Below are 8,925 nucleotides of genomic sequence, written 5' to 3'. Positions count from 1 at the left end.
TTGAAAAAAAGGCCCCAATTCGTAAGTGAATTGGAACCTCATAAAAGTACAAATCAACACCGGTTGACACAGAGCCACAAAAAATGCGATAATCCGCAGATTATCGCATTTTTCTTAATTAATCAGAAATTAGTCAAACTTAACTTGGGTGTCAGCTTTACCAGTTTCGATAAATTGTTTGTTGTTATCCATTGAAATGTGCACCATGTTATGAACGGCTGGTTCCGTGTAGAAGGCCGTGTGTGGTGTAATTAAAACGTTGTCGCGTTCGAACAAGTTCATGAAGACCTTGTCATCAATCGTTTGACCTTCAAGGTCTTTGTTGAAGATGGCCGTTTCGTATTCGTACGTATCAAGGGCAGCACCAGCAACCTTGCCACTGTCTAAAGCCTTGATCAAGTCTTCAGAATCGATGAGCGTCCCACGTGCAAAGTTCAAGATGTAAGCACCATCTTTCATCTTGCTGAAGGCGTCCGCATTCAACATGTGGTAGTTATCCTTCAATGCAGGAACGTGTAACGTAATAACGTCGGCTTGGGCGTATAATTCGTCCAAGGTATCAACGTACATGCCTTCTTTTTCAAGTTCAGCGTTACGGTATACATCGTAACCAATAACCTTAGCACCGAAGCCTTTGAAGATATCGATAGCGGCGCGACCAATCCGGCCAGTACCAACAACCCCAACGGTCATCGTGTGTAATTCTTTACTAATGTTTGGTGCCCAACGGAAGTCTTGCTTAGCTAACTTCTTGTTGAACTTAGGTGTTTGACGTAATAATTGCATCAATTGCGTTACTGATAATTCAGCAATCGCATTTGGTGAATATGCTGGTACGTTAGAGATGTTCAATCCCCGTGCTTTGATGGTGGCAACGTCCAAGTTGTCAACCCCAACGTTACGAAGGGAAATGTTCTTAACGCCTTCGTCAGCTAATTTGTTCAATACGGCTGCGGTGTAATCTTTTTGTTGATAAACATCGGCACCGTCAAAGCCCTTAGCTAATTCGGCCGTTTCTTCTGTAAGTAAGTCAGGAACTAACTTAACTTCAACATCTGGGTTTTCTTTCATCCATGTGTCGAAGAAAGGACGTTCATCGTCACGGACAGCATATGCAATAATTTTCATTACAAAAATTCCTCCTATATATTGATACAGGTAACATTATAACAGTAATTGACTAAAAAAGTATGCAAAAAGGTGAAAACTTTTTCAAAAAGTTACCCCGTGCGCTGTCAAGTATTTTAACTTGGCACTCCTAGGCTGGTGTTTGAAAGCGTATTCAGCTTTCAAGGCTGAAGACTTGTCAGTGAAAACTTCATGGTAAATCATTTTCAACGGACGCCTAGTCTTCGGGCGCGTGTACTTGGCACCCTTGCCCGCGTTATGCGTCGCAAGTCGGTGCTCTAAGTCATCCGTAAAACCGCCGTAGAGCGTATTATCCGCACATAACAAAACGTAAAAATAGTACGGCTTAGCGTCAGCGTTTTTCCTTGGTTGAACCATAGAGTAGCTGGTGCACCTCTTTTCCATACGTCCCGTCCGCTTGATAAACAATCACTGGCGGCACAACGCGGACACCGTTCGTTTTACCGTCCTTGATCATCTCGATTAAAACCATGTTGGCTTCCCGGTCCGCTTTAGGATGCACAAATCTGAGCCGTTTGGGTGCCAGCCGGTGGGCCCGCATCGCTGCGAACAAATCATCAAGACGCTCCGGCCGGTGCACGAAATAAGCCTTCCCGTTCATTTTAAGCAGGCCACTTGTCACGGCTAAAATTTGATCTAGGTTCGCTGACAATTCGTGGCGCGCGGTTGCCAAGTACGGATTAGGATTCTTAACACTGTTCGGCTGATCCTTAAAGTACGGCGGATTGCATAAAATCGTATCAATTGAATCCTTGGCCAATTGATCGGTCACGTTCAGCAAATTCGTGTTCAATACCGTAATCTGCCCATCTAAATTATTCAACGCTACGCTTCGGCGCGCCATATCAGCCAGCCGTGGCTGAATCTCAACGGCCGTAATGTGGGCGGCGGTCCGTTCGCTAACAAACAACCCGACGGCCCCGTTACCGGCGCACAGATCAACGATTTGATTTGACGCACGCCGGGCAACCTGGGCAAACGCCGCTAATAAAACCGCGTCCAGCGAAAACGCAAATACGTTTGGGCTCTGAATAATTTTAATGTTTCTACTATATAATTGGTCGATACGCTCATCAGCGCTCAACGTTACTTTGGCCATGATCTGCCACCTTTCAAAAGAATCAATGCAAGCATACCATACTATGACTTAAGACTTGCAGAATTAAACGTTTTTCGTCATACTTGAAACAATTAGAAAACGAAAGGAAGATCGTGATGTTTTACTCATTTATGCGCGGCCTAGTTAGGCTAATCATCACTATCATTAACGGTCGCCCCCATTTTCAAGGGCGAGAAAATTTACCAAAGGACGGGGCTTACATCTTGGTTGGCCCGCACCGGACCTGGTTCGATCCATTGTATTACGCCCTGGCGGGGAGCCCAATGAAGTTTAGCTTCATGGCCAAAGAAGAGTTATTCAAAAACCCCGTTTTACGCTTTATTCTGAGTCACGCCAACGCGTTCCCGGTGAACCGCCAGCATCCGGGACCCTCGGCAATTAAAACGCCGGTTAAGTTTTTGCGTAAAGGACGGTTATCCCTAATCATGTTTCCGTCCGGTACTCGCCATTCTCAGGAACTTAAGGGCGGCGCAACCGTAATTGCCAAAATGGCGGGCGTTCCACTAGTCCCCACCGTTTACCAAGGCCCCCTCACTTTTAAACGACTATTTAGTCGCAAACCCGTTACGGTCCGGTTCGGTCAACCCATTTACATCGACCGGAAATTGAAACTCAATGACGCGGGCCAAAAGCAAGTTGAAACGCAAATGCTCAGCGCCTTCGATGACTTAGATCAATTAATCGATCCGAATTTTAAATACGTTGATCCAGCCGCAGAAAAGCGTACCAAATAGAATTGGTACGCTTTTTTCGACCCATTCTAAGCAAAAAAATCGAACCAGAATTTAAAATTCTAGTCCGACGTTTGAAGTCATTATTTGCCTTCTTTTTTAGCAGAAGCTTTCATTGAATTTAGCATTTGATGGAGCTTCTTCTCGGATGGGCGTTGACCCATTTGCATCATCATACTACGAAGCATTTCTTCGCTGATCGGTGGATTTTGCTTCAAGTAGTTTTGCATGTAGTGCCGGGCACCAAAGAAACCACCAGTTAAGCCAACTAACACACCTAAGACCACAATTAAGATCCAAATACCAGTAGACACCGTCATTCCCCTCCCTTATTACAGTTCTCAATAAACTAGTCTACACAAATTAATAATAAAAGAAAAGGAAAATTTGTGTCGAGACAAATTTTCCTGAAACCGGTTAATCGTTACGAAGGCCCCGTTCGCGTTGGACTTGACGAACTTTTTCGGGTGTAACCTCGTTACCCTGCTTATCAAATACTTGTAAAGATTCGACTTGCTGGCGGAAACCAGCCCGAAATTCCTTTAAATATTTCTCACGTAGTTCTTTTCGTTCAGCTTGTTCTAATTCGGTCAGCCCTTCCGCCTTTGCTTTGTGAGCCAACTCGTTAATACGGCCAAGTAGTTCTTTTGAAATCAATATGGCAACCCCTTTCAAGTCAAGAATAGAATACCCGAAAAACGACCCTAAATCAAACAAAAGTATTTGTCAACCGAACATTTGTTTGAAAGCGGTGAAAAGCTATGCTACAATTGGGTTAATAACTAATGAAATTAATAAATGAGGTGCCAAGATGAGTAAAACATCGGAAAGCAAACAAATGGCCGTTCTCCGTTTTATTTACGAACGCGTCAATGAAAAGGGATACCCGCCAACCGTTCGCGAAATTGGTGAAGCCGTTGACTTATCTTCGACTTCGACCGTTCACGGACACATTGCCCGATTAGAAAAAAAAGGCCTGATTCAAAAAGATCCCACCAAACCGCGGGCCATTGAGGTCACGCCAGCTGGCTTTGATGCCCTCGGCGTTCAAACCACGCCCCACCAAATTCCCGTTCTCGGGACCGTTACCGCTGGGCAACCGATTTTAGCTGTTCAGGAAGCAACCGATTACTTTCCAATTCCAAAGGATTTGGAATCATTTGGCGGTGATTTGTTCATGCTGTCCATTCGCGGCGAGAGTATGATTAACATCGGTATCTTAAACGGCGATCAGGTCATCGTTCGTCGTCAGGCATCCGCTGACAATGGCGATATTGTCATTGCAATGACCGACGAAAACGAGGCCACTTGCAAACGATTCTTTAAAGAAGCCGACCACTACCGCTTACAGCCAGAAAACGATACAATGGCGCCAATTATTTTAAACAACGTTTCCATTCTGGGCAAAGTTGTTGGCCTTTACCGCGACATGCTCTACTAAAATAGTCCTTCTGTTAATAAATTGAGGCTGTGACATAAGTCACAGCCTCTTGTGCGTTTCCGAATATTAATAGCCGAAACGTGTGCCAAAAGTCAGCCGGCTCCGCTTAACCCCGTAAGTCAAACAATCCAAACCCAGGATTATTCGCCTTACGCCGTTAATGCTCACCAGCTAACCGACTTTTGGCACACTCTCGCTTTATTTAACCATTAACAATGGTGTCGCAATTGTTTTCTCATACTAAGTTAATCGCGTTTAGGCTGAGCATGATACCGGCCCCAAGTAAAATAACGCTAAACGCAAAGCCGTTCCAAAGCGCTAGCGCGATGAACCGGGAAGTATTCTGATTACCATGCCGCTTCAACTGAACAAACGCTTTTTTTGTTGCGTAAAATTGCCAAGCAGCTAACAAAATCAGAATAATCCCAATAACTGTTTCCACCATTTGATCACCTTTTCTCATTATTAATTAAGCCTAATTTATGAAAAGCATTCCCGCTTAAATCGCGATTAATTAAGTTCATCTAACCATTTAAAGACTAAGTTAAATAGCCAGCGAATTGTTTGATTTAAAGCACCCTTGTTCACTATAGAACAATTGGTATCAGACTGTCAATCTGCCCACACTCATCCACCTAAACCGTAGTGGCGGTATTTTGTAACGCCGCCTTTGTAATTGCTGTGATTACTAATACATCCTTTGTGATTACGCACTACTACGCACACACCATGGTATAATAAGGATACTAATTTAAACATTGGAGTTGGTTTCATGCTATTTCTCGCAATTATGGGGTTTATTATTTTCCTACTAGCCCTTTTTTCTGTTATTTCAGCCCACCAATCGGGCGGCGGGTGGAAATTTTTAGCGACCGTTACTGTTTTAAGTGCCTTGGTCACCATCTATGCCGTAATTAAGCTACCCTACTGGCCATATAATCAAAAAAAAGCCAGCTCAAGCGCGACCACGAGTCAACAATCCGTTAGCAGTTCGAAGACGACCAGCTCATCTGCCAAAATTGGTTCTTCGCAAGTTATTTTCAACGAAGATAGTCAAAAACGCGCCAACGCGACCCTGAAGCTTAAGGAAAAGAGTATTTTGTCCCAGCTCCAATCAAACTACGAAAAAATTGGCGAAGTTAGTTTCGACCGCGAGGCTAAGACGTTTACGATCAAGCCTACCAATAAAGACTACGTTAAGTCGCTCAACATTATTAAGAAGTACCCCGACGATAATCAAAAAGCGATTGACACAATTACCAACAATTTTAAACAACTATCTAGTTCAATCAAGAAAAATCTGGCGGCTGGCTATACTGTACAACTTCAGCGTCCGGACCAAGCAACCCTTCTTTTGAAAGTACGGGACGGACAAGTCCTCGATAACCAGCTGGGTAAGTAAAAAAAACCAAGACTGTGATCACACTCGCAGTCTTGGTTTTTGTCACCGTACTGATTGAAAACGCCACAAAAATCCGATTAACCGGTGTTGCTCACCAGCTAATCGGATTTTATTGAATCCTTTTTTACGCTTGACGGTCTAAATATTGACGTTGCTCATTTTGCTGTCCAGTCAAAACAAACCGGTGCGGATCAGATTGCCAATCCGTTTGTTGGTCGTCGGCAACCCAAGCCAACTGGCCGTTAAAGGCACGCTCGTACGTCGTCACATCAACTCGTTGCCGGCGCTGTAAGCGTTGGGGTAAACCGAGATCTAACCCGCGCTGGTAATCTGGTTGCAACGTTCCCGTATAGAACTCACCTTCCGCGCCAGAACCATAACTAAACAATCCTAACTGGTCGCCGGGACGGAGGTTCGGATCCGTTAGTAGTAACGAAAGCAAACTCAAGTACAGCGAACCAGTATACAGATTACCCACCCGTCGATTCAATTTGCGTGAATACTCGAAGTGCCGCAACCAATCTCGCTGTTGCGTTTCAGTGACCTGCGGAAGTACGCTACGTAGGGCTTTAAGACCCATCTTTGTATATGGCAAATGAAATACAAGCGCAGCTAGATCTGCAGCTGGCGTTTGCGTCTTTATTAGATACTCTTGGAACACATCTTGAAAATAATCAATATAGATATTTGAGGAGTACTTGCCATCTACTAATGCAGTTGTATGATACAACGGTCGCCAGAAATCCATCACATCTTGGCTTAAAACCGCCGATTCAGTACTCAACGCTAACACTTGCGGGTCGGCACTGATTAGCATCGCCATGGCACCGCCCCCCTGTGTGGGCTCGCCCGGCGTATTTAACCCATAGCGTGCAATGTCGGCACCGATAACCAGTGCCTTTTTATCCGGGTGCATCCGGACGTGCGCCTGTGCAAGCTGAATTCCCGCCGTCGCAGCGTAACAGGCTTCCTTCATCTCAATGGTTCGGCACCGCGATGACAGTCCCAATAAGTGGGCCACATAAATCGCACTCGCCTTCGAATTATCAATTCCCGACTCAGTTCCAACAATCAGTAAATCGATTGCCGCCAAATCCGTGGCCGTCAACATCGGTGCCGCTGCGTTCGCAGCTAACGTGACAATGTCTTGACTCGGCGGAATCACCGCCATCTGGGTTTGACCAATCCCAATCGTATACTTATCCGGAGCTGCATGCCGGGCACGCGCTAATTCGACCATGTCAACGTACTGGTGCGCACTCGCGAACCGGAGTTTATCAATCCCAACTTTCAACTTCATTCCTCCATTTGTTAATAACAATTTGCGTTTTATCAAGCTTCGCCCAGAGTGCCCAAATAATGAAAATCGGGATCATTGCCCGGACGAAAACAAGCAAACGCCCGCGTGCGTTCATCATGAAACGTCACCACAATTGACGGCGTTGCCCACGTTGAAGCACCCCAGAAAACCGTGTCATCAAAATCGCGATTATCATTCGGATAACGATGGTACCCGTGCTGATCATCCCAAATCGTGCCGTGCGTATTTAACCAGTCTTCTGCCAAGCCAGCTTCAACCTGCATCATCACGTCCGCATTATCCGCAATTAATCGTGCCAATTTAGCCCAGTCTAACTGCCGCCGATGCTGAACTGGTAATTGGTTACGCGTTCCGAGCGGCGTATGGTGCAACTCAATTGGTTGCAAATCCGCAAAGTCCATCTGCTCGCCCCCATTTGGTAGCTTAATCATTCATTGTTAATTATAGCACGCGCACTTGGTAATTCTTTCGAGCGAAGTCCTTGACCTGGGACGGGTTTCATAGCGTAGCCTATAGTTACAACCTAAAGGAGGCGTTTTCAATGTGGTTCTGGCATCGATCTTCAAAATTAATACCGCTCGTAGCCCCCGTTCGGGGAAAACATCTCGCCGTACCGCAGGCCCCTGAACAATCTACGGAAATGCTGTTAAAAATTCAACCTTCTGATTACGTTCTGCACGCGCCCCTTGATGGCGACGTGACCGCAACCAGTTCAACTAGTATTGAATTAATTGGTTGGGATCAGCAAGTCTACCAATTGTTACTTACAAGTTCCGCTGGTCACTGTGATTGGCAGGTTCGCGTTGGTGATCACGTTACCCCAGTTGGCATTCTGGGAACGTTAAGCTCCGACACCGCGGCAACCGCCATTCTCACATGTTCACGCCACCGTCCAACTAGTGACGCTACGAACGCCGACTACTTACCAACCTTAGGGTACTAGCGGTTAAATTATTTTAACAACGTTAAAAAAGGTCCTCTAGCTGGGGACCTTTCGTTTACCAATTATTCTGTAAATTTTACAGCAGTGCCGTACGCAGCCACCGACTGCATATCTTGACTAATGGAACCCGAATCAAAGCGCATCATGACCACGGCATCCGCCCCAAGTTCCGCTGCGTTTTGTCGTAACCGTTCTAAGGCGATGTTGCGGGACTCATTCAGCATTTTGGTGTAGTCGCGCACTTCACCGCCGACTAAGCCTTTCAGCCCGGCCCCAATATCGCGGACAAAGTTTTTGGATTGAGTGGTTAAGCCGAAAACTTCACCAATAATGGTATAGTTTTGACCCGGAATTTGTTCCGTTGTTGTAACTAACATGTTTGCCATCGAGGTGGCCTCCTCTTTTTTAGTTAACTTTATTATCGCATAGCTTTATAAGGAAAGTCATTAATAGATAGCCAATCTTACTTAACTATTGCCCCATAATACGATTACTTTGTGAACGTATCCATCTATTGCCATAACGCAATGAATAATTCAAACTGACTTTAAACCCAAACGTGCAACTACTAAATATGCCACTTAATTTAAAATTAATTATTACACGAATAAATCACTTTTAGAAGACTCTACCTAATGCAAAAGCATTAAAAAGACAAACGTATCAAGGCAATGAAAACATGTACGCTTGTGCACAAATTTTTTCGCTTTTAGCCCTTTCTGGCCTTTTCTAAAAAAAGAGGAGGCTGTGACATAAGTAGCCTCTGTATAAGCAAATGGGACGAGAAACCGAATTTTGGTTTCTCGTCCCATTTGCTT

At 45.0% G+C, this 8,925-nt stretch carries 14 protein-coding genes; 4 read left to right on the top strand and 10 right to left on the bottom strand.

All coding sequences use genetic code 11. The annotated features are described in order from the left end of the window. Positions 1 to 129 precede the first annotated feature (129 nt). From FFM79_RS12285 to FFM79_RS12275, 3 genes are all read right to left on the bottom strand, one after another. A complete protein-coding gene (locus tag FFM79_RS12285; protein WP_137643777.1) occupies positions 130 to 1,128 on the bottom strand; it encodes a D-2-hydroxyacid dehydrogenase in 999 nt (332 codons plus the stop codon). An 84-nt stretch (positions 1,129 to 1,212) separates the two neighbouring features. Further along, a complete protein-coding gene (locus FFM79_RS12280; protein WP_137643776.1) occupies positions 1,213 to 1,506 on the bottom strand; it encodes a GIY-YIG nuclease family protein in 294 nt (97 codons plus the stop codon). Beyond that, complete coding sequence (locus FFM79_RS12275; RefSeq protein ID WP_137643775.1) at positions 1,481 to 2,248, bottom strand: tRNA1(Val) (adenine(37)-N6)-methyltransferase; 768 nt, start codon at positions 2,246 to 2,248, stop codon at positions 1,481 to 1,483. The genes FFM79_RS12280 and FFM79_RS12275 overlap by 26 nt, the downstream gene beginning before the upstream one ends. 116 nt (positions 2,249 to 2,364) lie before the next feature. Between FFM79_RS12275 and FFM79_RS12270 the strand changes: the two genes are divergently transcribed. Continuing rightward, entirely contained in the window at positions 2,365 to 3,003 is a 639-nt protein-coding gene (locus FFM79_RS12270) for a lysophospholipid acyltransferase family protein (protein ID WP_137643774.1), read from the top strand. Between the two features lie 80 nt (positions 3,004 to 3,083). Here FFM79_RS12270 and FFM79_RS12265 read toward each other — a convergent pair whose 3' ends face one another. Both FFM79_RS12265 and FFM79_RS12260 read right to left on the bottom strand, forming a co-directional pair. Then, entirely contained in the window at positions 3,084 to 3,320 is a 237-nt protein-coding gene (locus FFM79_RS12265) for a YneF family protein (RefSeq protein ID WP_137643773.1), read from the bottom strand. A gap of 97 nt (positions 3,321 to 3,417) precedes the next feature. Further along, positions 3,418 to 3,657 (bottom strand): DUF896 domain-containing protein, encoded by a 240-nt coding sequence (locus tag FFM79_RS12260; protein ID WP_137643772.1) that lies wholly within the window; start codon positions 3,655 to 3,657, stop codon positions 3,418 to 3,420. Positions 3,658 to 3,811: 154 nt separating this feature from the next. Here FFM79_RS12260 and lexA point away from each other — a divergent pair, with 154 nt between their 5' ends. Continuing rightward, a complete protein-coding gene (gene lexA, locus FFM79_RS12255; RefSeq protein ID WP_137643771.1) occupies positions 3,812 to 4,441 on the top strand; it encodes a transcriptional repressor LexA in 630 nt (209 codons plus the stop codon). Between the two features lie 235 nt (positions 4,442 to 4,676). Here lexA and FFM79_RS12250 read toward each other — a convergent pair whose 3' ends face one another. Then, the gene (locus FFM79_RS12250) at positions 4,677 to 4,886 is read right to left on the bottom strand and encodes an immunity protein (RefSeq protein ID WP_137643770.1); all 210 of its coding nucleotides are present in this window, start codon (positions 4,884 to 4,886) and stop codon (positions 4,677 to 4,679) included. 327 nt (positions 4,887 to 5,213) lie between these two features. Between FFM79_RS12250 and FFM79_RS12245 the strand changes: the two genes are divergently transcribed. Next, positions 5,214 to 5,843: a hypothetical protein gene (locus FFM79_RS12245; protein ID WP_137643769.1), complete on the top strand. Its 630-nt coding sequence runs from the start codon at positions 5,214 to 5,216 to the stop codon at positions 5,841 to 5,843. Between the two features lie 124 nt (positions 5,844 to 5,967). Here FFM79_RS12245 and FFM79_RS12240 read toward each other — a convergent pair whose 3' ends face one another. Both FFM79_RS12240 and FFM79_RS12235 read right to left on the bottom strand, forming a co-directional pair. Continuing rightward, complete coding sequence (locus tag FFM79_RS12240; protein WP_137643768.1) at positions 5,968 to 7,137, bottom strand: hydroxymethylglutaryl-CoA synthase; 1,170 nt, start codon at positions 7,135 to 7,137, stop codon at positions 5,968 to 5,970. Positions 7,138 to 7,175: 38 nt separating this feature from the next. Then, complete coding sequence (locus FFM79_RS12235) at positions 7,176 to 7,565, bottom strand: hypothetical protein (protein WP_137643767.1); 390 nt, start codon at positions 7,563 to 7,565, stop codon at positions 7,176 to 7,178. Positions 7,566 to 7,705: 140 nt separating this feature from the next. On the opposite strand from FFM79_RS12235, the gene FFM79_RS12230 reads away from it, so the two are divergent. Further along, positions 7,706 to 8,107 carry a hypothetical protein gene (locus FFM79_RS12230; protein ID WP_137643766.1) on the top strand — a complete coding sequence of 134 codons (402 nt, stop codon included), beginning with the start codon at positions 7,706 to 7,708 and terminating at the stop codon, positions 8,105 to 8,107. Between the two features lie 62 nt (positions 8,108 to 8,169). Here FFM79_RS12230 and FFM79_RS12225 read toward each other — a convergent pair whose 3' ends face one another. Next, positions 8,170 to 8,493, bottom strand: coding sequence for a heavy metal-binding domain-containing protein (locus tag FFM79_RS12225; RefSeq protein WP_137643765.1), 324 nt, complete (start codon positions 8,491 to 8,493; stop codon positions 8,170 to 8,172). Positions 8,494 to 8,739: 246 nt separating this feature from the next. Then, positions 8,740 to 8,925, bottom strand: a 186-nt coding sequence (locus tag FFM79_RS12775; protein ID WP_137643764.1) for a hypothetical protein, incomplete at its 5' end; no start/stop codon positions are given.

Origin of the sequence: Lactiplantibacillus modestisalitolerans (genome assembly GCF_005405425.1) — a bacterium.
GTDB classification, from domain to species: domain Bacteria; phylum Bacillota; class Bacilli; order Lactobacillales; family Lactobacillaceae; genus Lactiplantibacillus; species Lactiplantibacillus modestisalitolerans.
The sequence above is the reverse complement of the archived record's forward strand: the minus strand, read 5'-3'. Positions and strand labels throughout refer to the sequence as shown.